Annotated in this window: 14 protein-coding genes; 9 read left to right on the top strand and 5 right to left on the bottom strand. The window is 47.1% G+C overall.

Annotated features, from left to right (window positions below; genetic code table 11):
* Nucleotides 1–6: 6 nt before the first annotated feature.
* A complete protein-coding gene (locus C8268_RS07380) occupies nucleotides 7–13,410 on the top strand; it encodes a non-ribosomal peptide synthetase (RefSeq protein WP_106767071.1) in 13,404 nt (4,467 codons plus the stop codon).
* Between the two features lie 191 nt (nucleotides 13,411–13,601).
* The gene (locus C8268_RS07375; RefSeq protein ID WP_106767070.1) at nucleotides 13,602–13,835 is read left to right on the top strand and encodes a hypothetical protein; all 234 of its coding nucleotides are present in this window, start codon (nucleotides 13,602–13,604) and stop codon (nucleotides 13,833–13,835) included.
* Nucleotides 13,836–14,050: 215 nt separating this feature from the next.
* Here C8268_RS07375 and C8268_RS07370 read toward each other — a convergent pair whose 3' ends face one another.
* Together C8268_RS07370 and C8268_RS07365 are read right to left on the bottom strand one after the other, a co-directional pair.
* Entirely contained in the window at nucleotides 14,051–15,076 is a 1,026-nt protein-coding gene (locus tag C8268_RS07370; protein ID WP_106767069.1) for a serine hydrolase domain-containing protein, read from the bottom strand.
* 30 nt (nucleotides 15,077–15,106) lie between these two features.
* Nucleotides 15,107–15,931 carry a MerR family transcriptional regulator gene (locus C8268_RS07365; protein ID WP_106767068.1) on the bottom strand — a complete coding sequence of 275 codons (825 nt, stop codon included), beginning with the start codon at nucleotides 15,929–15,931 and terminating at the stop codon, nucleotides 15,107–15,109.
* A gap of 243 nt (nucleotides 15,932–16,174) precedes the next feature.
* On the opposite strand from C8268_RS07365, the gene C8268_RS07360 reads away from it, so the two are divergent.
* Nucleotides 16,175–16,381, top strand: a complete 207-nt coding sequence (locus tag C8268_RS07360; RefSeq protein ID WP_106767067.1) for a helix-turn-helix transcriptional regulator — start codon at nucleotides 16,175–16,177, stop codon at nucleotides 16,379–16,381.
* Entirely contained in the window at nucleotides 16,378–16,806 is a 429-nt protein-coding gene (locus tag C8268_RS07355; protein ID WP_106767066.1) for a hypothetical protein, read from the top strand. Before C8268_RS07360 ends, C8268_RS07355 begins: the two co-directional genes overlap by 4 nt.
* Nucleotides 16,807–16,874: 68 nt before the next feature.
* On the opposite strand, the gene C8268_RS07350 is transcribed toward C8268_RS07355, so the two are convergent.
* Both C8268_RS07350 and C8268_RS07345 read right to left on the bottom strand, forming a co-directional pair.
* The gene (locus C8268_RS07350; RefSeq protein ID WP_106767065.1) at nucleotides 16,875–17,831 is read right to left on the bottom strand and encodes a class I SAM-dependent methyltransferase; all 957 of its coding nucleotides are present in this window, start codon (nucleotides 17,829–17,831) and stop codon (nucleotides 16,875–16,877) included.
* Nucleotides 17,832–18,042: 211 nt separating this feature from the next.
* Nucleotides 18,043–18,933, bottom strand: coding sequence for an endonuclease/exonuclease/phosphatase family protein (locus C8268_RS07345; protein ID WP_234032692.1), 891 nt, complete (start codon nucleotides 18,931–18,933; stop codon nucleotides 18,043–18,045).
* 145 nt (nucleotides 18,934–19,078) lie between these two features.
* Here C8268_RS07345 and C8268_RS23515 point away from each other — a divergent pair, with 145 nt between their 5' ends.
* From C8268_RS23515 to C8268_RS07335, 3 genes are all read left to right on the top strand, one after another.
* Nucleotides 19,079–19,507: an NUDIX hydrolase gene (locus tag C8268_RS23515; RefSeq protein WP_199794822.1), complete on the top strand. Its 429-nt coding sequence runs from the start codon at nucleotides 19,079–19,081 to the stop codon at nucleotides 19,505–19,507.
* Entirely contained in the window at nucleotides 19,488–19,667 is a 180-nt protein-coding gene (locus tag C8268_RS22920) for an NUDIX hydrolase (protein ID WP_199794821.1), read from the top strand. Before C8268_RS23515 ends, C8268_RS22920 begins: the two co-directional genes overlap by 20 nt.
* A gap of 145 nt (nucleotides 19,668–19,812) precedes the next feature.
* Nucleotides 19,813–20,316: a DinB family protein gene (locus C8268_RS07335; RefSeq protein WP_106767063.1), complete on the top strand. Its 504-nt coding sequence runs from the start codon at nucleotides 19,813–19,815 to the stop codon at nucleotides 20,314–20,316.
* Between the two features lie 238 nt (nucleotides 20,317–20,554).
* On the opposite strand, the gene C8268_RS07330 is transcribed toward C8268_RS07335, so the two are convergent.
* Entirely contained in the window at nucleotides 20,555–22,822 is a 2,268-nt protein-coding gene (locus tag C8268_RS07330) for a poly(ethylene terephthalate) hydrolase family protein (RefSeq protein ID WP_106767062.1), read from the bottom strand.
* Between the two features lie 177 nt (nucleotides 22,823–22,999).
* On the opposite strand from C8268_RS07330, the gene C8268_RS07325 reads away from it, so the two are divergent.
* Nucleotides 23,000–23,722, top strand: a complete 723-nt coding sequence (locus tag C8268_RS07325; RefSeq protein WP_106767061.1) for a response regulator transcription factor — start codon at nucleotides 23,000–23,002, stop codon at nucleotides 23,720–23,722.
* Nucleotides 23,712–25,151 (top strand): sensor histidine kinase, encoded by a 1,440-nt coding sequence (locus C8268_RS07320; RefSeq protein WP_106767060.1) that lies wholly within the window; start codon nucleotides 23,712–23,714, stop codon nucleotides 25,149–25,151. Before C8268_RS07325 ends, C8268_RS07320 begins: the two co-directional genes overlap by 11 nt.
* Nucleotides 25,152–25,168 lie beyond the last annotated feature (17 nt).

The following is a 25,168-nucleotide window of genomic DNA, read 5'->3' as shown; positions in this document are numbered from 1 at the left end:
GCGATCATGAGTAAAAAATATCGAATGAGTTCTGCCCAGAAAAGAATGTTTGTCATCAGTGAAATGAACAAAGACAGCATTATTTATAATGTGCCGATGCTTTGGAGAATCAAGGGAGCATTGGATGTAGATCGTTTGCAATATTCTTTTAGGGAGCTGTGTGCTCGACATGAACTTTTAAGAACCCGTTTCGTACACAATAAAGATAAATTCCTGCAGGTAGTTGAGGATGAGGTGGAATTTAATCTTGAATGTGTTGACGGCGCTGAGGAAGAAATTTCGGGAATGTTCAGGGATTTTGTCAAGCCGTTTGAATTAAGTCAAGCCCCGCTTATGCGGGCTAAGGCTGTGCGGATTACAGCGGATGAGATCATTCTTATGTTGGATATCCATCATATTATTTTTGATGACGGTTCCAAAAGCGTTCTGCTCGGCGATCTGTCACAGCTTTACAATGGGGAAAAGCTTCCGCCGCTTCGGATTCAATACAAGGATTACAGCTCCTGGCAGAACGCAAGAGATATGCAGGATCAGGAGAGCTATTGGTTGGGACAGTTCGCGGAAGAGGTACCGGTGCTGGATTTGAAAACAGATTATCCAAGGCCCCAGCAGCAGAGCTATAAAGGGTGTAGCGTTCCAGCTTTTCTGAATCTTGAGATTAAGGCTATGGTGAAGCAGTGGAGTCAGTCAAGCGGTGCGACAGAATACATGATTTTGTTATCCTGCTTCATGTATTTGCTAAGTCGCTACAGCCAGCAGGAAAGTATTGTTGTTGGAAGCCCGATTGCCGGACGCGTGCACCCGGACACAGAGCAGATGCTGGGGATGTTTGTGAACACACTTGCGATCAGGGGAGACATTCGGGACGGAATGACGTTCCGCACGCTTTTAAATCAGATTCAAGACACATGCTTTATGGCTTATGAAAATCAGGAGTATCCGTTCGAGTTTTTGGTAGAGAAATCGGGGGTAGAACGGGATCCTTCACGAAACCCGATATTTGACGTCATGTTTGTACTTCAGAACAGTGAGGAAGGTACACTGGCTTTTGGAGAAGCTAAACTAAGTCCAATGGATATTGACTTTACTGTCGCCAAATTCGACCTTACCGTCAGTGTGGAAGAAACAAAAGACGGTTACACCTTGAACTGGGAATACTGCAAGGAACTGTTCCTTCAAGAAACGATCGAGCATATGGCGCAGCACTTCAATCAGTTAATATTTGAAGCGCTTTCCCATCCTGATCGCCCGCTTGCTGAGCTTCAGATGATAACGACCTTGGAACGTGAAGCTATATTAAATAAATTCAATGCTACCGATATGGAGTATCCGAGTGATAAGAGCGTGATTCGTTTGTTTGAAGAACAGGCTGCTAGAGTACCCGATCATATTGCAGTTGAATACGAAGGACAAACGATTACCTATCGGGAATTGAATGCAAGAGCTAATGCTGTTGGTGCTCGGTTAAGAGCGAAGGAAGTAGGTCCGGATCGGATCGTTGGATTGATCGCCGAGAGATCCATTGAGATGATGATTGGAATTTATGGCATTCTGAAGGCAGGAGGAGCCTATCTTCCGATCGATCCGGAACAACCGCTTGAACGTATTCGTTTTATCCTCGAGGACAGCGGGGCAAGCCATGTTGTGTTCACTCAAGGTACGGATAAGGTTACAACGATGATAAACGGTATGAACGGGCTGCATATGATAGATTTGATGGAAGTAACGGAGTCGATGGACGAGAATCTGCCGTCTGCCGCAGGGCCTGAACACCTGGCTTATGTCATCTACACTTCCGGGACTACCGGACAGCCTAAAGGCGTCCTGATTGAGAATAAAAGCTTAGTGAACCTAGCTGCTTGGCAGCGTGCTCAGGGGGACATGGACGAGAACAGTGTGATGCTCCAGAAATCAACTTATATTTTTGATGCATCGGTGTGGGAGATATTTTCGGTTGGACTGGCTGGGGGAAGGCTCATCATGGCTTCGGAATGGCAAAACAAAGACCCCCGTGAGCTGTTGCAACTGATAGCAGCGAGACAAGTCAGCCATGCGCTTATTGTCCCGTCTTCGTTCAGGGCACTGCTGGAGTACGCCGAGACGCATCATAAACAAGATCAGTTCATGTCGCTTCAAAAGATCTATTTGGGCGCAGAGGCGCTAACTCCGGAATTGCTGGCTAAATATACCCGGTTAACAGGAAACGGGGCAGAGCGATTGATCAATCTTTATGGGCCTACAGAGGCGACAGTCTGCGCGACTTCATTGCAGCTTTCGGATCATTATACTGTTACAATCCCGATTGGAAAACCTCTCTGGAATACTCAGATTTACATTCTTCAGGGAGATTGGTTATGCGGATATGGGGTTCCGGGTGAGCTATGTATTGGTGGAGCCGGGGTATCAAGAGGATATCTGAACCGTCCTGATTTGACTTCGGACCAGTTTATATCAGATCCTTATCGCCAAGATGGGCGTATATATCGTACAGGAGACCTCGCTCGCTGGAGACCGGATGGCACGATTGAATACCTGGGAAGAACAGGGGACCAAGTGAAGATAAGAGGATTTCGTGTAGAACTTGGCGAGATTGAAAGCCGTCTGCGAGAGCTTGATTCCATTCAGGATACTTCGGTCATCGTAAGAGCAGATGCGACCGGTCACGACTATCTGTGCGCGTATGTTGTCGGAAGCGTGGAACTGAACACCGAAGAAATCCGGGAAAACCTGCGTCAGAGCCTGCCGGCCTATATGGTGCCGTCCTATGTTGTTCAGCTGGAGAGTCTTCCTTTGACCCGGAGCGGAAAACTGGACAAAAAGGCGCTGCCTGAGCCGGATCGTACATCCTCTCAGGCGTATACCGCGCCGCGGGATAACCTGGAGGAGGCCTTGGTTGATGCGTTTAGCGATGTGCTGGGGATGGATCGGGTCGGCATCGACGATGATTTCTACGCCTTGGGCGGGGATTCGATCAAAGCGATCCGGATTCTGTCCAAGCTCCGTGAGCGCGGATACGACATCGGAGTACGCACGATTATGCAGGGCCGGACGATCCGTTCCATGCGAGAAGACGTAAAGGCTAGTAACGGAGTTCAGGCGGAGCAAGGTGAGATCACAGGCATCGTGAAGCTCACACCGATTCAGCGACAGTTCTTTGAGGAAGGGATGGCAGAGCCGCATCACTTTAATCAGTCCTTCCTGCTGGAGACTGAGGAACGCCTTGATCTGAACAGTCTGGATCGGGCCTTGAGCGCAGTGACGGGACATCATGACATGCTGCGGGCCGTATATACCGACGGGGTTCAGAAGATTCGTCCCCTGGCCGCAGGGGCTGCCCATGAACTCATTGTATATGATTACACAGGACTCAGCCGCGAGGAAGATGGCGTTATGGCCATGGAGGTAGAAGCGGATCGGATTCAGCGCAGCCTGGATCTGTCGGCAGGGCCGCTGCTAAAGGCGGCCGTGTTCCGCGTCAGCGACCGGGACTACCTGCTGCTGGTGGTACATCATCTGGTCATTGATGGGATTTCATGGCGCATTTTATTGGAGGATTTACAGCGGGCTTACCAGGCTATTCAGACAGACGGGAAGGTGCTGCTGCCGCCTAAGACGGGGTCTTATCAAGGCTGGAGCGAAGCGCTGGAACGTTATCGGGAGAGTGAGGAGCTAAAGCAGGAGTTGTCATATTGGCAGAGCGTGGAGGAAGAAATCCAGCAGGGCGGGACGCACTGGATCGGCCGCGGAAATGGCGAAGGAATTGGGCATCTAGAGGTAAGCCTGGATGTGGAGCAGACCGAGGCGCTGCTGTATCAGGCGAATGGAGCCTATCATACAGAGATCAACGACCTGTTGATCACCGCCCTAGGTCAGGCGATGCAGGCCGTAACTGGACAGAATACCGTGTCGCTGCAGATGGAAGGGCATGGGCGTGAAGGAATTGGCGAGCCGTATGCGATTGACCGTACAGTTGGCTGGTTCACGAGTGTTTATCCGGTGGCAATCTCCGGCTTGGGAGAGGGAATGCGGGAGGATATCCGGCATACGAAGGAGACGCTGCGAAAAATACCGAACCGTGGCATGGGCTACGGTGTGTTGTACTGGCTAAGGGAACGGGAACTGACGGGAGTGCAGCCGGAAGTCACGCTAAACTACCTGGGCGAGTTCGGACAGGAAACCGATGAAGGACCATGGCAGCTGAGTGAGCAAGCACGGGGAGAAGAAGTATCCGAGGTGAACCGATTCGGGACAGCCATTTCGCTGAATGGAGCGGTGATGGACAAAAGGTTGCAGATGCGAATCAGCTACGAACGGAGCGAGTGTAATGAGGAGCAGATGCATGCCTTGGCTAGGGAACTCCGCTGTAAGCTGGAGAATGTGATTGAGCATTGTGTCTCGAAGAAGGAAGCAGAGCATACTGCTTCGGATTTTGGGGAAAGGAACTGGAGTGACCGGGAATTCACTGATGTAGTACATCGTGTTTATGAACAGGGATATGTTGTGAAGCGAATCTATCCACTAACTCCGTTACAGGAAGGTATGCTGTATCATAAATTGTCCGCCCCTGACTCAAGCAGCTATGTTGTCCAAATTGTGTATCAGATGGAAGGCAGGTTGAACGAGAACGCTTTGAGAGAAAGTCTTCAATTGCTTTCCGCCAAGCATGAGGTGTTGCGTACAAGCATCATTCATACTCATGTCAGTGTCCCGAGACAGGTTCTGTTCGAGCAGAGGCCCGTGGAATATACTCATCTGGATCTGTCTGGAGCAGAGCATGCTCTTGGAGTGCTTGAGCAGCTCATGAAGGAAGATGTCAAACGCGGCTTTAGCCTAGAGCATGACAGCTTGCTTCGGGTCGCTTCGGTACAACTTCAAGAAGATGATACAAGACTGCTGTTGACCTTTCATCACATCATCATGGATGGTTGGTGCATGTCGATTTTGTTGAACGACTTGATTCAGTTTTACACAGAGATTATAGAGGGAAAAAGCACCGAGGAAGTGAGACGTGCCATTGTTCTTCCAACTCCATATGAAGAATACGTCCGTTTAATAGATGGGAAAAATAAAACCTCTTCACTGAACTACTGGAGAGATCTGCTTGAAGATTATGACGGTTATTCCGGTATTGATGCTGAAGGCCAACCGGATGGAGAAGATGGAGGAGAAGAGTCCGCCCGGGTGGAACTCCGGCTGTCTTCCTCCGAAACGGCAGGGATCGAAAATCTGTGCTCGACATATGGTGTGACCGTTAATACGATTGTTGAAGCTGCCTGGGGAATCGTTTTGCAGAAATATAACAATGCTGTTGATGCCGTATTTGGCAAGATTGTATCAGGCCGGAATGTAGATCTGCCTAACATTGAGGAGATGATCGGCCTCTTCATTAATATGATTCCGGTACGCATCCAATCAGCAGATCAGGCTGCAATCGGTGACTTGCTCGTAACATTGCAGCAACAAGCCCTGCAAAGTGCAGAACATGACTATTGCTCACTGGCTGACATCCAGAGTCAGCATGAACAGGGAAGCCAGTTGATTCAGACGATGGTCGCATTCGAGAATTATTTTGAACAGGCCGGCAGCGATGATCATGGCAATACTTTATCCATGCTGGAGGCAAGAGAGCAGACTAATTATCCGCTTACATTACTAGCATTTAAAGGAAAGCTGCTGGAGTTCGCCCTTATGTACGATGTTAGCAGGTACGGCATGCAGGAAGCTGCTAGAATTTTGGCCAGCCTTCGAACCGTACTTGTTCAGATGATTAGGAATCCTGATATCACTGTGCAGGAGATCGTACTGATCGAGGATGCGGAGATGAGTCTGATCCTAAACGAGTTTAACGCAACAGACACAGCCTATCCATCCGACCGGAGTGTGGTGAACTTGTTCGTAGATCAGGTCACTCATACACCGGAGAAGATCGCTGTGGTTTCAGGGGAAGAGCAGGTAACGTATCGAGAGCTGCATGAGCGCTCCGGGCGGCTGGCAAGCCAGTTGCAGGCATTGGGCGTGAAGCGTGGCGAATACGTTGGGATTATGGCGGACCGACAGGTAAGCACGATCGTAGGCATCCTGGGAATTTTGAAGATTGGCGGCGCCTATATGCCAATCGATCCGAAGTATCCGGAGCAGCGGGTGAAATACATGCTGGGTGACAGTGGAGCGAAAGTGGTGCTGATCGGGGAAGAGAAAGTGCCGGTGCTGAATGAAGCTGAGGTTGTACAAGTATCCCTTGGGGCATTCGATGGAGGAAAAAAGGGAGCTGCGGAGAAAGAGGCGTCGATGTCCGCGGAGATGCTTGGAACAGGCCCGGCGGAAGCAGGGGACGTAGCTTACTTGATTTACACGTCAGGCACCACGGGTGAACCAAAGGGAGTCATGATTGAGCACCGAAGTGTGAACCGTCTGGTGAAGCAGACGAATTACGCAGACTTTACGGATGCTCGTATACTGCAGACCGGGTCGCTGTCCTTTGATGCCTCGACATTTGAAATATGGGGGGCGCTGCTGAACGGAGGTACTCTGTTCCTTGTGGAGGAAGAGACACTGACCGATCCGATCCAATTTAAACAGGTGTTGATTGATTATGGGATCAACCTAATGTTCATCACCACAGCGCTATTTAACCAGATGATTCGTCTGGAGCCGGGTATATTCGATTCGGTGGAGCAGCTGTTGTTTGGTGGAGAAGCTACCTCGGAGGAGCATGTAGAGCAGCTGTTGGCAAGAAAGAGCGGTGTCAGACTGACCAATGTGTATGGTCCAACCGAGAACACCACGTTCACTACGTATTATCCGCTGGATCGGTCAAACCGTCTGTCCAAAACGCCAATTGGCAAACCGATTTCGAACACGCAGGTATATATTATGAATGAAAGTGGATTATGCGGAATCGGGATGCCCGGTGAGCTGTGTGTGGGCGGAGCCGGCGTCGGCCGGGGCTATCTGAACCAGCCGGAACGAACATCGGAAAGCTTTGTTGCAAATCCGTACCGGCCGGGAGAATGGATGTACCGGACAGGGGACCTGGCAAGATGGAAGGCAGACGGGAACATTGAATACTTGGGAAGAATGGATCAGCAGGTGAAGCTGAGGGGCTTCCGGATTGAGCTGGGTGAGATAGAGAGCCGCCTGTTGGAGCTGAAGAACGTGGTAGAAGCCACCGTGCAGCTAAGAAAGGAAGCGGACGACTATCTGTGCGCTTATGTTGTTGGAAGCGTGGAACTGGACGCCGAAGAAATCCGGGAAAGCCTGCGTCAGAGCCTGCCGGACTATATGGTTCCGTCCTATGTTGTTCAGCTGGAGAGCCTGCCTTTGACCCGAAACGGCAAGTTGGACAAAAAGGCGCTGCCTGAGACGCAGATGCAAAGTAAAAAACACCTTGAGGCACCGCGTGATGCCATTGAGCAATGTATTGCAGACGCTTTTGAAGAAATATTAGGAGTGCATCCTATAGGAGTGCATGATCATTTTTTTGAACTGGGAGGCCACTCCTTGAGAACAACCCGATTGGTCAATTCGCTGGAACGCCGATTGGGTACCCGATTGTCTGTTCGTGATATATTTGCCTATCCAACCGTCGAGATGCTTGCCAAGCAAGTAAAAGATGTTGCAGCAGTGAGTACGTATACTCCCATACCTGTACAGCCTGTACAAGAGTGCTACAGCATGAGTTCAGCCCAAAAGAGACTGTACATTATTAACCGTATGCAAGGTGGAAGTATCACTTATAATATGCCGGAGTTTATGAAAATTCAAGGAAAGCTGGATATAACAAGGTTGGAGAGTGCACTACAAAAACTGACTGATCGGCATGAACCATTGAGGACAAGCTTTATGATTCATAACGGTGAACCCGTACAGCTGATAGCAGATCACGTATGTATAGAGCTGGAATATGAAGCAGACCAAGAAGAATCTGTACACGATTCGATGAAGGCATTTATACGGCCATTTGACTTGGCCAAGGCTCCTTTAATGCGTGCAAAAGTGAAGCAGCTTCACGAAAATGAAGCCATCTTTATGTTGGATTTCCATCATATTATTTATGACGGCGGTTCTGTAGGGATTCTGCTGCATGATCTGGCATGCCTATATAACGGCCAATCCCTTCCGGAGCTTGGTGTTCAATATAAAGATTATAGCTGTTGGCAAAATAAAAGGAATCTGGATGAACAGGAAGAATACTGGGCAAGCGAGTTTGCAGGGGATATTCCTGTGCTGGAACTGCTTACAGACGAGCCGCGTCCGAAGGAACAAAGTTATGCAGGTAGCAGTATAAACTACTCGTTAGATCAATCATTGAAACAAGCGGTTTGGGATCTGGCCAGAACAACAGGAGCAACGGATTACATGATTCTTTTGTCGGGATTTATGCTGCTCCTTAGCAGGTACAGCGGACAAGAAGAAATCGTTGTCGGAAGTCCGATTGCAGGTCGGGTTCATCCGGATACGGAACAGATGCTGGGGATGTTCGTAAATATACTGGCAATCCGGGGCAATCTGGATGCAGAGTTGACGTTTTATGATCTTGTGATGCAGCTGAAGGAAAAATGTTTGAGAGCTTATGATAATCAAGAGTATCCGTTCGAGCAACTGGTTGAAAAGTTCGCGGGGCAGCGTGATTTATCAAGAAATCCTATATTTGATGTCATGTTCGCACTTCAGAATCATGAGAACTCCAAGTTGAATCTTGACGGTGCTATGTTAGAACCTCTGGAATATCAGCATGAGATCTCCAAGTTCGATTTGACCGTGAGCATGTTCGAGACGGAGCAAGGTTATGATCTTCATTGGGAATATTGTACCGCTCTGTTTCGAAGAGACACGATGGAGCGGATGGCGGCGCAATTTGAAAAACTGCTAAAGAACGCATTGAATAACCCGGGGCAGAGGCTGAGCACGATCGGTATGGTAAAGGATGCGGAGATGAGTCTGATCCTAAACGAGTTTAACGCAACAGAGACGGCCTATCCATCCGACCGGAGTGTGGTGAACTTGTTCGTAGATCAGGTCACTCATACACCGGAGAAGATCGCCGTGGTCTCAGGGGAAGAGCAAGTAACGTATCGAGAGCTGCATGAGCGCTCCGGGCGGCTGGCAAGCCAGTTGCAGGCATTGGGCGTGAAGCGTGGCGAATACGTTGGGATCATGGCGGAACGGCAGGTAAGCACGATCGTAGGCATCCTGGGAATTTTGAAGGTTGGTGGCGCCTATATGCCGATCGATCCGAAGTATCCGGAGCAGCGTGTGAAATACATGCTGGGTGACAGTGGAGCGAAAGTGGTGCTGATCGGGGAAGAGAAAGTGCCGATGCTGAATGAAGCTGAGGTTGTACAAGTATCCCTTGGGGCGTTCGCTGGAGGAAAAAAGGGAGCTGCGGAGAAAGAGGCGTCGATGTCCGTGGAGATGCTTGGAACAGGCCCGGCGGAAGCAGGGGACGTAGCTTACTTGATTTACACGTCAGGCACCACGGGTGAACCAAAGGGAGTCATGATTGAGCACCGAAGTGTGAACCGTCTGGTGAAGCAGACGAATTATGCAGACTTTACGGATGCTCGTATATTGCAGACCGGGTCGCTGTCCTTTGATGCTTCGACATTTGAAATATGGGGGGCGCTGCTGAACGGAGGTACTCTGTTCCTTGTGGAGGAAGAGACACTGACCGATCCGATCCAATTTAAGCAGGTGTTGATTGACTATGGGATCAACCTAATGTTCATCACCACAGCGCTATTTAACCAGCTGATTCGTCTGGAGCCGGGTATATTCGATTCGGTGGAGCAGCTGTTATTTGGTGGAGAAGCTACCTCGGAGGAGCATGTAGAGCAGCTGTTGGCAAGAAAGAGCGGTGTCAGACTGACCAATGTGTATGGTCCAACCGAGAACACCACGTTCACTACGTATTATCCGCTGGATCGGTCAAACCGCCTGTCCAAAACGCCAATTGGCAAACCGATTTCAAACACGCAGGTATATATTATGAATGAAAGTGGATTATGCGGAATCGGGGTGCCTGGTGAGCTTTGTGTGGGCGGAGCCGGCGTCGGCCGGGGCTATCTGAACCAGCCGGAACGAACATCGGAAAGCTTTGTTGCAAATCCGTATCGGCCGGGAGAATGGATGTACCGGACAGGGGACCTGGCAAGATGGAAGGCAGACGGGAACATTGAATACTTGGGAAGAATGGATCAGCAGGTGAAGTTGAGGGGCTTCCGGATTGAGCTGGGTGAGATAGAGAGCCGCCTGTTGGAGCTGAAGAACGTGGTAGAAGCCACCGTGCAGCTAAGAAAGGAAGCGGACGACTATCTGTGCGCTTATGTTGTTGGAAGCGTGGAACTGGACGCCGAAGAAATCCGGGAAAACCTGCGTCAGAGCCTGCCGGACTATATGGTTCCGTCCTATGTTGTTCAGCTGGAGAGTTTGCCTTTGACCCGGAACGGCAAGTTGGACAAAAAGGCGCTGCCTGAGCCGGATCGTACATCCTCTCAGGCGTATACCGCGCCGCGGGATAACCTGGAGGAGGCCTTGGTTGATGTATTTAGCGATGTGCTGGGGATGGACCGGATCGGCATCGACGATGATTTCTACGCCTTGGGCGGGGATTCGATCAAAGCGATCCGGATTCTGTCCAAGCTCCGCGAGCGCGGATACGACATCGGAGTACGCACGATTATGCAGGGCCGGACGATCCGTTCCATGCGAGAAGACGTAAAGGCTAGTAACGGAGTTCAGGCGGAGCAAGGTGAGATTACAGGCATCGTGAAGCTCACACCGATTCAGCGACAGTTCTTTGAGGAAGGGATGGCAGAGCCGCATCACTTTAATCAGTCCTTCCTGCTGGAGACTGAGGAACGCCTTGATCTGAACAGTCTGGATCAGGCCCTGAGCGCAGTGACGGGGCATCATGACATGCTGCGGGCCGTATATACCGATGGGGTTCAGAAGATTCGTCCCCTGGCCGCAGGGCTTGCCCATGAACTAACTGTATATGATTACACAGGACTCAGCCGCGAGGAAGATGGCGTTATGGCCATGGAGGTAGAAGCGGATCGGATTCAGCGCAGCCTGGATCTGTCAGGAGGGCCGCTGCTAAAGGCGGCCGTGTTCCGCGTCAGTGACCGGGACTACCTGCTGCTGGTGGTACATCATCTGGTCATTGACGGGATTTCATGGCGCATTCTGCTGGAGGATTTACAGCGGGCTTACCAGGCTATTCAGACAGACGGGAAGGTACTGCTGCCGCCTAAGACGGGGTCTTATCAAGGCTGGAGCGAAGCGCTGGAACGTTATCGGGAGAGTGAGGAGCTAAAGCAGGAGTTGTCATATTGGCAGAGCGTGGAGGAAGGAATCCAGCAGGGCGGAGCGCACTGGATCGGCCGCGGAAATGGCGAGGGAATTGGGCATCTAGAGGTAAGCCTGGATGTGGAGCAGACCGAGGCGCTGCTGTATCAGGCGAATGGAGCCTATCATACAGAGATCAACGACCTGTTGATCACCGCCCTGGGTCAGGCGATGCAGGCCGTAACTGGACAGAAAACCGTGTCGCTGCAGATGGAAGGGCATGGGCGTGAAGGAATTGGCGAGCCGTATGCGATTGACCGTACAGTTGGCTGGTTCACGAGTGTTTATCCGGTGGCAATCTCCGGCTTGGGAGAGGGAATGCGGGAGGATATCCGGCATACGAAGGAGACGCTGCGAAAAATACCGAACCGGGGCATGGGCTACGGTGTGTTGTACTGGCTAGGGGAACGGAAACTGACGGGAGTGCAGCCGGAAGTCACGCTAAACTACCTGGGCGAGTTCGGACAGGAAAGCGACGAAGGGCCATGGCAGCTAAGTGAGCAAGCACGGGGAGAAGAAGTATCCGAGGTGAACCGATTCGGGACAGCCATTTCGGTGAATGGAGCGGTGATGGACAAAAGGTTGCAGATGCGAATCAGCTACGAGCGGAGCGAGTGTAATGAGGAGCAGATGCATGCCTTGGCTAGGGAGCTCCGCCGTAAGCTGGAGGATGTGATTGAGCATTGTACCGGGGGAAGTATGGTAAGCAATAATCGCATGCGGACGAATTCCGGGGATCAAAACGGATGGAGACCGGATCCGGTTGCTTTGCTTGATCTAGTTCATTTTCAACAGAACGTACATCAATCGGTTATAAGCCGATATGTTCCTTCTGCCATGCAGCGTCTTTTTCTCAGTACAACGGGCACAGTCATTAAAGAAACGATTAAATTAAAAGATTCATGGTCCAAGGAAAGGGTCATGGAAGCCTGTCAGCGGATCGTCCGGCAGCAGTCCGTCTTCAGAAGCTCCTATCTGGCCGAAAACGAATCAGGCAGCGGGATGATTTTCGAGCATGAATGGAATTCGGCATGGTATATACCTTATCTAGATTTACGTTATACCAGCCCAGAGGAGACCCGATTGGTTTATGAACAGATCGACAGCATGAAACATATATCAATCAACGAATGCCAACAGGACCTGCTCATTAAAATGATTGTCACTTGCGACTCGGATCGGCAGCATAGTGTTCATGTGGTTGCACACCACTGTGTGTGGGATAAAACGAGTACATCCATTTTGGAAGAAATGTTTGAGCACCAAAAGGCTCTAATCGATTTCTCCACAAGGGAGGCCCCAGGAGAAGTTCCAGGCTACAGTCATTATGTCGCCGAGAAGCACCGCAACAACATGCTGATCAACCGGCAAGAATTATTTTCTGTAATCCATATGGAGCAGTTTATGTTTGAAATCCATCGGTATCAGGAGCATAATGCATCTAATCTATTGCATCAATCCGTTGCTTCAATGATCAAATTGGGCCCTCATCTCTTGAATATGTATAAGGAAAAGCCTTGGAACTTGCTGATGTATGCCATTGGGATCATTGCAAGGGAGAACGGTCTTGTCCCTAAGGGTTCATCCGGGATTCCGGTATTCATTCTTCAGGAGGACCGCTCCTATATGTCCGGCGATTATAAACATGTTCTAGGGGAATTTCTTGATATGCTGCCAGTCCTTATTGATGGTGAAGTTGGAACATTACAAGAGCACATGCAGAAGTATGTGGAACGGATTCAAAAAGTAAAGAGAGACCAAAATATCCACTATATCGAAATGATTAGTGAGGTTGAAGAACGAATGCATTCATGGCTCCCGTCTGTTCTTTCGGTTAATTTTCAGGGGGCATTTGAACTAACCTATGAAGAATTACAGAATCTGATGCGTACCAATCATTATCGGACGACAAACGAGGTATTTGCTAATCGATATTCCAATTCACTGGTGATTTATTATCCGATCTATTCCAGACTCGTTAACGACTTGGAACAGGTGCTGCAGCGAGAGTTTGATCTGCTAGAAACGAAGCTTTCCCAGATGAAGACACCTTTTTTATAAGGGTAATTCAGAGATACTATAGAATTTTGGAATAGATGTCGTCCTTTCAGACGCCAAGAAAGCTGAATGAGTATTAAGCAACCTGAAAACATTAGATGTTCATTCAACCGAAGTGAGATTGTTAATGTAACTTTTTTTAAAAGCCGATTCCTTATAGTGGGGAGTCGGCTTTTATAGAGGGGAAGATGAAAATGTCTAAAATATTAAAGAGTTTAGCCCTGATTCCAATGGCATTTGCTCTTTCGGTAAGCGGCTTTAGTACAGCTTTTTCCAATGAGTTGCCTTCCGTTCAAATTCCTCCTGTTAATGAAGATTCGGGAGTAGGCGGTGGCCCTGTCATTTTTCCTTTGGATGTCCAACTGATTTCGCCATTTACATATATCGGTCATTCAGCCTATGAAAATACTTTTGTGCTTGATCCTTGAAATGGAAGGAATGCCAATGTATGGGTTAAAAATAATAGCAATGCAAAGATCTATATGAAAATTTATAGAGACGGTACAGAACTAGTTGAATTCCCATTTGACCCAGGGGAGCAAAAGACGGCAAATATTTATACAACAAGAAGAACTACTTATAAAATTTATGTTTTCAGTAAAACAGAGCATAAGCTAAATTTTGCAGTTAGTGCTAGACAATTTTAATGGATTACAGCCGGGAGAATACATTCTTGAATCAGTGTCCATCGATCTCGGGGGTGGATGTTGAATTGAGAGGCGATGGTTATGACCAGGTCTTTTTTTGGAATACAGCAAATCACATTTCCGCCGTCTCCCATAGCTAAGTATGCAAAGACACCGTCTTCTTCGCGAAGCCACCATAAATAACCGTATTTATTAGGATTCATCGATGTTGATTCATGAATCCAGGTCTTTGAAACAATCGGATGATTGTTCCAAATTCCATTGTTTACATATAGCAAACCAAAGCGTGCCATGTCACGGGGAGTGAGTGTTAGTCCCCATCCTCCAGTAGAATGGCCTTGGGGATCTTTTACCCATCCTTTCACATCCTTTCCGAATAAATCTTCAAATCCATATGATTTCATCTCATGATCGGGGATCTCTTTCATACCGAGCGGGCTAAATAAATGCTCGTTAGCGAACTCACGAGCGCTTTGGCCTGTGCTGCGGGTGATGATGGCTGATAGCAGGTGTGCTCCTGCGGTGGAATATTTAAAGGCTCCGATTTTTCCTTTTTCACCTAACATAGCTAGCGTATACTTGACCCAGTTAGGCTGCATACACATTTTGTCCAGCGGTTCGTGCCAGTCTTCAAACGGATAGGGCGCAGTCATGGTGAGGAGATGGCGTATGGTGATTTCTTGTTTTTGCTGATCCGCAATAGCATTGGAAACATATTCGGGGAAAAAATCGAGCACTTTCTGGTCAACATGTTTGATATACCCTGCGTCTATGGCAATGCCAATGAGAGCCGATATTATACTTTTGGTGACAGATGCGGCATGGTGGGGGTCTTCCGGGCCGTATCCGTTATAATATGATTCAAAGACGATGTACCCTTTTCTCACAACGACAATACCGTTGATGTTGCTATACTCCGATTTTATCTTCGCGTCTAGTTGCCAAAGTTGTTTCGGATTCATCCCCAAGGTTTCCGGTTCTGCGAATTGCCACTCCGTAGCGGGTCCGTCGCTTCTTTTCATGATCAACACCTCACATGCTATAGTTGTACATTATCTTTTCTTGACTGGAAAATATACATCGGTCACCATATCCTCCGCAGCAGTAGCTTGATTAGGGTCGGTTCTATATATTTCATAGGGTGAGCCCACCAATTCATATTCTTCCTTGTCGATCCATTCCATCAGCTTGGCATATACCGATGTCAATTCTGAATAGGCCCCGTTTAAAACAGATTTCGCACAAAGACCTCCGGGAAAATCTCGGGTTCCTTTTACCGACTCTTTTACAGGGATAGCAAACTCTGTATCATTGCCGTCAGGATTGTGTTCAGGACTGTGATAGATCGTCATGGGTGTACCCAGCAAGGAGAGTTTTTCAGTAGCAATCTTTTCATACAACCTAGCGAAATAAATCCCATAGCCTTGAGCATATTCATCACTGCTTAACATCTGGCGCATATACAGGATGTTGATTGGCAGGGTTTCAACAAGTTGTATTTCGATATGATCCAGATGTGATATTAAGGAGAGCCCTTGTTCTAAATTTGAAATATCATGGCTCATTTGGTTTAGGATGAATTCAAAAGCAGTGACCTTTTCCTGTATTTCCTTTCTCTTGCGATGAAGTGCAGAGTAAAGTTTCTCTTCAGATGGATCATCTCCCCATTCCAAAATGACTTTGATTTCCTCCAGCGAAAAAAGATAAGATTTCAAACGATTGATCACGAGCAAGGTTTTAAGCTGACTAATGGAATAGTACCTATAACCGTTTTCAGGGTTAATCTCATCCGGGTGAATCAAACCGATTTCATCATAATACCGGAGCGTTTTTGTAGAAACTCCGCATATTTTTGAGAATTCTCCAATCGATAGCATGAGAAGTCACCTTCATTTCCCCTTTTTTATACAGACCACGTGTATGAAGTATCGATACTCTTATTCAATTCGACTATACACCTTCCCCTAAGGGCAAAGACAAGTGCAAAAAACAAATAATGGAATACAGAAGTAATGGTCCTAAAGCAGGTGTGATCTGAGTTGTTCATTCATACATATTTTATGTAATTTATATTTTACATAATGGAATATATATGTTACATTGAGTGTAGGAGTGGTCATATGAAAAATCATGTAAAGGTAGCCCGTGTAAAAACAGATCTGACACAACAACAGCTCGCTGATCTGGTTGGCATAACGAGACAAACGGTCAGTCTTATTGAGAAAGGGAAATATAACCCTTCTTTAAAGTTATGTTTGCAAATTTGCTATGCATTAAATTCAACGTTGGATGAATTATTTTGGATGGATGAGGAGGATTTTACATGAGGAAAATTACAGATGAGCGGCTTGTTTTAAGAAATTTAAAACATATTAAAATTGCTTATATTGTCCAGACCATCGGGATTATTTTTATTCTTGGATTTGAGTTTTTTCAAAGTGGCTTTGAAGGGATGCGGGATAATCCGCTTTGGCTTGTATTTATTTTAACAGGAGTTGTTAATGCTTATTTATCAATGAGTCTTAGCGTTGAACATGAACAAATCAGAAATCCGAGAAAATCATTGGCTATGAGCGTTCTAGTACTAGCTGCTGTTGCAGCAGGGACTGCATATCTCACGTCAAACACACCCAATCTTGAAGGGACAGAAGGCTTGCTGTTAGGAATTATTCTTTTTATTTGTGGTCTTGTACCCCTGGTTTATGTATATCGTTTAAGGGTGAAGCAACAGCAGGATGCAGAGGATGAATAAATAAAATGATGGATGCGAGAGAAGAAGACAGGGACGCGGCAAGATAGGAATCAGTCCCTTTTGCATGGTCAGCCGCGCCCTTTTTTTATTCGTCTAAAAATATAAACAGCATTTTGAGGTGAAGGGGGCAAGATTAAAGAAGCCAGATGATCGCTTTGTTCCATAGAAAAATGATCGACGCTATAATAAGTATCGAAGTCGCCTGTATATGCAGGATCTTTTGTTCCAATCACGATATATAAATCAACGGAATCGGTGTTGAAAACGTGTTTTTCATACGAGTTTTTTGGTACGGGCCAAGAGCAAATGACGACTTCCGGGTTGTATTTATTCAGAGCGGTCTTTGCATCTGCTTTTTCAACAAAGCTTGGATATGTAATATATTGTTCCCAGCTGTAGTCATCGGTAGCTATGCAGTTCATGCCTTTGTCATTTAAAAATTGGGTTAAGGTACCGTCTCCGGCTGCGATTTCAACGCATTTTTTTCCCTCGATTAAAATTGAGAGCTCTTGGATTAAAGCTTTTGAATAGAAACAATAGATCCCTTTTTTATTAACAAGGGGCATCAAAATCTTTTTATTCCTCACCAATCTCCAACAAAATTTGAATAAGCCAAGTGACACGGGCTTTCTTTCAAAGTCTTTCTTGAATAAAAGTTTTTGTAATATCGTACCGTCCCAAAGGTTGAACCGTACATTTTTGGCAGTCGTTTTTGAAGAAGCGGCGATATTTAATTTTTCCAGTAAATAAATGGCGAATCGGGCTTTTATAATTTCAGGCAGAAACACATTAACTGTTTTTTCATTTAAACCGCTTTTCATCATTTTATTTTTAGCTATCTTTGCATTTGCCGTATATTTGTCCATAATGGCGTGAATTAAATTTGATTCATTGTTGTTGCTCTTTAATTTATTGATCTCTTGTAATACTTCGTTTTGGTATTCAGGATACTGTTCCAATAATGTTTCCACACTAATTTCATTGGATAATATTTTTCTCGCTGTGTCTTTTGTAAAATGTCTCATGAAATTCTCCGTTTATCAGTCTTATTTAACGATATAAGTGTACCTCAATATATGGAAAGAAAGAAACGACATTTTCCTCTTTTCCGCATTTAGACCGTGTTTTTCATACAGCAAAAAGCTCCGCTAGTCCGTTTTGGCTATCGGAGCTTTTTAATTACTGCCCAATGATTGTTATGAAGAGACTCATCTCTGTATATGTGCTGCCGGCTCACTACCGAGATGGGTGCGGCTCGATTATGAGTGTCGAGATGACTGGAAAATGATCGCTTGGATACTGGCCATTTTTCGAGAAATTATTTATTTCTGTTTCTTTCACGGATATATTTCCTTTGACCATAATCCAGTCAATCCGATTTCCGCCGGAAGGATCGTTAAACCCGTTAAAGGTTCCGAGATTTTCATTGATCCGATTCTCTGCTGCCAACATTGTATCTGCAAAACCTTCACTGATTAACGTCTGATATGGTTTCGTCCCCAGTGCGGTATTAAAGTCGCCTGCGAGGATAACCGGAAGCTGCGGGTTCAGTTCTTTTACTTTTTCAAGAATCAATTCAGCGCTCTTTTCTCTTGCGGGAACGGATATATGGTCAAAATGAGTGTTCATGAAGTAGAATTGCTGTTTTGTCTTCCTATCTTCAAACTTTACCCAGGTTACCATGCGTGTAATATCATTGCCCCACGTTTTTGAACCGATGACATTGGGTGTGTCGGACAACCAGAAGTAGTCGTATTCGAGCGGTTCGAATTTGTTTTTGTTGTAAAATACAGCGGTATACTCGTCTTTGCTGCCGCCTTGTCTGCCGATTCCGATCCAGTCATACTGTGGCAAGTCGGCATGAAGGTCTTTCAGTTGGTGATAGAGGCCTTCCTGAATGCCCATAATATCCGGTTTTTCCTTGTTTAACAGCTGGGCCATGACCGGACGGCGTACGTCCCAGGAGTTTTCACCTGAGCTGCTTGCGTAACGCAAGTTGTAGCTCATAACTTTGATCGGGTTATCCTTGCCCTTGGATTCTCCCTTACCTGCTGCCATCGCTGTTCCCGGCATAATCAGCGTGAACGCCATCGCCAGAAATACTAAAACTTTAAGCTTTTTGTACACGACAATTCCTCCTTTGTATGTCATTTGTATTTCACAGTTAAGCGTACCGATTTTGAATTAGGGGGGTGTCAAAACCAGGTGAAAAATATGTTAAAAACATGAAAATAAAATAAAAGTAGTCGCAAATCTTATAGAAAACTATGCAATGGTTGGTCCATTTGCAGGGAGAAATCGAAAAGAAATTTTTAGAGATCCGCTTTCCATTATTCTTGGCATTGCGTTACCGCTTTTGCTTTTAGTCGTGTTCACAACAATTGAAAAGAACGCCCCCCTCGATACATTTAAAGTTGAAAATTTAACGCCGGGCTTGATTGTATTTAGTTTTGCCTTTTTAATGATGTTTTCGGCACTATTGATTGCGAAGGATAAGCAAAGTGCATTTTTAACAAGGCTGTTTGCTTCGCCACTGCCAGGCGGGGCTGTTGAAATTGGAGAAACCTTGGAACAGGCTGTTATTCGCGAAACAAGGGAAGAAACGGGATTGGTTATTGAAGCGGGAAGTATACTTGCGGTTAATGAAGCATTTTTTTACAAAGCATGGACACCACGGTTTAATGATTACATTTGCTGTTAAAGTTACAGGAGGGGATATCACGATAGTTGATCAGAACGAAATCGCCGAGGTTAAATGGGTGGATATTGAAACGGCGAATCTTTTGATGCCATATCATCCGGGTGGAGTAGAAAGCTTGTTAAAAGCAGCTGCACCGTATGTTTTTCAAGTTGAATGTTAGATTTGAATCAGGCTTCTTCATTATTATAGAATAGAAGAAACTGGGATTTAGGGTGCTGTTTCAGGCTCGTTATGCGGAATCAATCACGGTTGATAAACGTTAGAGGTAAGGCAATCTAGTGCTGTACAAGAGAGGAGCGGGAAATATGGTTAAGGAATTGATGCTTGGTGATGTTATGCAAGAGTTTGCCGGTACGCGGCGTATACTGGAGTGTATTCCAGAGGAGCATTTAACGTGGAAGCCGCATGAGAGATCGATGAGTGTGGGTGAATTGGCTACACATATCGTTAATTTGTTCATTTGGCAGGAAGCGATCCTTCGTTATCCGGCATTTGATCTTGCAGCTGCACCGCCACCTCGGGAACCTTTTAAGAGCCGTGAAGCGATTATCGAGGAATATGATGAGAGAGTTACACGGGTCAGCAAGCTGCTATCTGAAAGTGGAGAAGAGTATTTAGGCGAAGTATGGACACTTCGGCGTGGTGAGACCCTTATTCAACAACAACCGCGGGCGCATGCGCTGCGTACGTTTGGAGTAAACCACATGATCCATCATCGTGCTCAGCTTGGAGTATACTTACGGCTTATCGATATACCGGTGCCGGGACTTTACGGACCATCAGCAGATGACAAGCTGCAAGCAAGGTAGTGTATGTTCGAGCCGAGTAAGTTGCAACACCATGCTTGGCTCCCAGTACGAGCTATGGGCGCTGCAGATCGTGATCCGATGTGCGGGAAATGTTCAGCATTTATCTTACATATGTTTTTATGACCGTAACAATATGAAAAACGCCAGAGTTGATCTGGCGTTTTTGTTTGCGTTTGAGCGGACTTTGAGGAATGATTTTAGACCGAGCTTTTAATGCTGTTTTCCAAAAAAGGTCAGGTTACGGTTTGTCGTTGCGGATGCCAATGTCTCGGATCAGCACCGTTCCTTTTTCTGTTTGATCAAACACAAAGCTGACTTTGCTTATCTGTTCCGGTTGAAAATCCGGGTTTGCCTTTTTAAGATCAGATAGCTTGAAGGCAAAGTTTTGGAACACCGGCTCTTTTGTTGGCATGAAAGAAGTGAACGGCCATTTCACAATGTTACCTTCGAGCATCGGCAATAAGGCAGCTTCACTGCTTAGCGGTAAGGCTGCGGTATTGCCGTCCTTGTCCTCGACTTTTATAGTTAAGTCAATGAGGGCGTGCGTGCCGGAAGTCTCGACCTCTCGATCCCCGTTGGCCATGGAAAACACAATCGAGTTATGATCGGACACATCAAGCCCGTCATTCGGCAAAATCATCGTATATTCGGGAACAACGGAAGTCGATGCACGATCCCATCCGAGAGAAACTGTGCTGTATTGGTCGGTCATGTTTTTCATCTCCACCTTTTCTTCCTTCCATTCCTTTAGTCCTTCTCCGATCAGCCGTCCTCCGGCCAAGGTTGTCGTGCCAAGATCGATGTCCTCGTCAAAGCTGCTGATGATTGTCGTATTTGCATCCATATAGTTGCTGATATACATCGTGTCCGGCAGCCACTCCCGGGCGTAACCAAGGTCTTGAAAGACGGTGCGGTATTCGTCACTCTTTTTCAGCGTTGTATCCAGAAAAGATGAGATCAGCACTTTTGTCGCCTGCAGCTGTTCTTCCTGCGGGATAAGCTGGGCTATATTAAACAGTTTGTTGCCTAATCCGGCCCCATCCGTTTCCCCCCATTCGGTATTGAATTGCCCGTGGTTCGCTCCATACATATATACGGACGCTTTAAAATATTCACTGCCCTCTGTAAAGCCGATGCGGCTGTACAGGCTTGCTCCGTCAAACGAGTTGACGTCCATATCATGTGCGCCTTGAATAGCCAGATAGTTTATATCTTTAAGTTCCGTAGGTTGACCAGCAGGCTTGTATTGTCCATCGGTGCCTGCAATAGAAATAATCGAACGGATGCCAAAGTTGTAATTAAACTTGATGTTTCCGTCTTCCGGAGAGGCCGGCAGTTTATTATAAGCCGCGGCTACCGATACCGCTTCACCGCCGCGGGAGTGGCCGATCAGGGCGATCTTGCTCATGTCCGCTTTGCCGTATAACGGGTTGCCCTTGGTTGTGTTCCACTCGTCCCACACCTTCAAATGCTCCAGCATAAGCCATCCCCTGGCCGGGTTCTCATTCTTAAGCACCTTTACCACAAACATGTCGTCATACGGAGAGGTGTTGAGGAAATTTTGGTCGATCGATACGAATATATACCCACGGCTTGCCAGCAGCTCGCCCAGATATTCATAGCCCGGATCAGAATAATCGGTTGCTATATGATTGCCGTGAACAGTGACAACAAGCGGAAAGGGCCCTTCACCTTCAGGATACCAGACCAATCCGTTTAGCGGCATCGCGTCCGGTCCAAAACCGAACGAGCGTGTACGAATCGAGGACCAATTATCTACAAAAGACGATCCGTCCACCTGCTTTGTAATGAGTGACCCTTCTGCGTTAAACTCCTTGCGATAGTTGTTTTCACTGCCGTATGTTAAAGTTTTTACTTTAAATGCACCTTGTTCCGCCGGGTTCGCCATCGTTGTCTTATATCGGTCCGCAGGCTTCATCGCTTGCAGTCGGTATGGCTTCGGCAGCTCCGCATTGCCGTCATCTAACAGCCAGTACCCGGCGATGCAGACAATGCCGAATGTCACTGCAGTAACAACGCCAGCAATCACTTTTGAAACTTTCTTAGCCTCACGATAGGCTCCGGTTATCCATCGATAGAGGAATGCACCGAGAATGGAAAATGCAATAATGATCGAAAATGTCACCAGAAACATCAGCTGCATCGGGCCAGCGAAGCTGATGAACAGTAAACAGAAAGAGGCTAACGCCACCCAAATGTAGCGAGAGGGCATCTTTTTTGCCCAGTGGAAGAGACCGGCAATAACGCCGGTAACGAGAATGATCGCCAGCAGGAATAGGAACGTTCCGGTTAAATAATCGATGGGCCCCCGGGTCCCAAGAAAATAATATCCCTGCACGAAATAAACACATAACGTAATGAAGGCGAGCGCAATGAAAGCTCCTTTCCAGCCTGGGGTAAGAGGGGCTGTACGCTTAAACAGGTGGCTGAACAACGAAAATCTTTTTTTAGCCGATTCTTTTACGGTTATTTCTGTATTTGCCATGGACAAGACCTCTTTCTTTTATTAGTTCGCGCTGCGCCAAAAACTCGAGATATCTGATAGAACCTATTATATGGATCTTTTCTTTCTACCGACTTTCACAATTCTTAAAATAACCTTACATTGCAGGAGATTGCTGGCAAGGCTCGAACCATTCGTATAACAGGGGAGGGAGACACGATGCGCAAGACGATTTTGCTAGTTGACGACGATCCGGATATTGTGGAGCTGTTAAAGCTGTTCCTCGAAAAAGAGTTTGATGTACTTGAAGCGCACGATGGTCAGACGGCAATCCAGCTGTTCTCAAGGTCTTCAATTGATTTGGCTGTCATCGACATCATGATGCCGCATCTCGACGGCTTTCAGCTGCTGCAATGGATTCGTATGCATTCAAAGCTGCCGGTTATCGTCGTGTCGGCCAAAAATCAGGAAACCGACAAAATTACCGGGCTTGGCCTAGGGGCGGACGACTTTATAACCAAGCCGTTCAGTCCGCTGGAAGTGGTCGCGCGTATACAGGCCCAACTGCGGAGAACCTACGAGTTCAACAATCCTGCTCTAGTGCGGGCTGAAGAGGAGATGACCGAAACAAAGCTAGGCGATCTGACGCTCGATCACGAAGCATGCATGTTGTATAAACGGGGCGAGCCGATTGCGCTCAGCGCCAATGAATATAAGCTGTTGAAGCTGTTTATGAGCAAGCCAGGACGAATTTATACGAAAAAACAAATTTTTGAAAGCGTATGGTCAGATCCGTATTTTGCTGACGACAACACAATTATGGTACAAATCAGTCGATTACGGGACAAAATAGAGGATTCGCCGCGTGAGCCAGTTTATTTGAAAACCGTTCGTGGGCTTGGATACCGGTTCGCCAAGAAGGAGGAGTTGCATGCGCCGTAAATCAAAATTGTTCGGCATGCTTCTTCGAAACTACATTTTCTTTTCGCTGACGGTGAGTGTAAGTGTGCTTTTGCTGCTGCTCTTTTTTGTTTGGCGAACAAATGAGTGGTTGGCTGAACAGGAGCTCCCCCAGGTGCAAGCGAGCGAGATCGTTCGCGCGAATACGGCGGACATGCCGACAGATACGATTGAATCGCTGTATGGGTGGGTGGAAATTCTCGATGAACGATTGAGGGTAATTGAAGTGAAGGGGAAGAAGCTGGACAAGCCGGCTGCGTATTCGGAAAAAGAGCTGAACACATTATTTTACGATACAAAGGAAAATCCTTATCACACGTCGATCGCCCCGTTTCATTCAGAGGACGGACAGCTCAGATACGCTCTTGTCAAACTGCCGAAAAACAAAATTAAATTTGAGGTGAGCATCGACGAATTGACGGCGGCCGACCGCAAATTTTTCTGGGGCGCCATATTGGAGATAGGGTTATTGTTCATTGTCCTGTTCGGAATTAACGTGTACGTGTACAGCCGTCTGACTGCAGTTAGACTGACCAATCCGCTGACCGCCATTGCAGAGGGTATCCGTAATGTGGCTGGTGGGCGCTACTACGAGAGGCTTCATTTCGAAGCGAATTATGAGCTGGCGCAAATCCAGGAGAGTTTTAACGCCATGGCTGAAAAATTGGAAAAGGCGCAGGAGGATAACAAGCTGCTGGAGGAGAGCAAGCAGCAGATGCTTGTTCATATTTCGCATGACCTGAAGACACCGATCACGACGATTCAGGGTTACGCCAAGGCATTGCAGCTCGGGATGATTGAAGATGAAGCGAAAAAGTTGCGGACCATGAAGCTTATACACGACAAAACGCAGCTTGTCGCCGAGCTGATTGACGACGTGTTTGAGCTGTCAAAGCTGGAGAGCCCAGACTATCCGGTCGTCAAGGAGGCTGCGGACCTTGCTGAATTTCTACGCGAGATGGCGGTGGATTATTATGACCTGTTCGAGGAGAAGCATTTTGTGTTTGATTGCGATATTCCTTCACAGGAAGTGATTGTTACGTTCAACAGGAAGCTGTTGTATCGTGCTGTTTCCAATCTGCTTGCCAATGCGCTGAAATACAATCCGCTAGAAACGACTGTACGATTAATACTTACTGATGGGGACACGAAGGTGTCAATCGAAGTGGCTGACAACGGCGTCGGTATTCCCGACCATCTCCGAGACCGGGTGTTTGAAGCGTTCGTCCGAGGCGATGCGGCGAGAAAGAGTGATGGCGGAACGGGCCTTGGGCTGACCATCGCAAGGCATATCGTAGAAAAGCACGGAGGCTGGCTCGTTCTCGACACCGAAGGAGGAACGACGCGATTCGAGCTGATGTTGCCTAAGGCTGTGGTGAAAACAGATTCGCTTGTCAGTGCAGCACACTAACGTGCATAAATAAAACC

It is taken from the genome of Paenibacillus faecalis (assembly GCF_900289175.1).
GTDB lineage: Bacteria > Bacillota > Bacilli > Paenibacillales > Paenibacillaceae > Paenibacillus_AQ > Paenibacillus_AQ faecalis.
The sequence above is the reverse complement of the archived record's forward strand: the minus strand, read 5'-3'. Positions and strand labels throughout refer to the sequence as shown.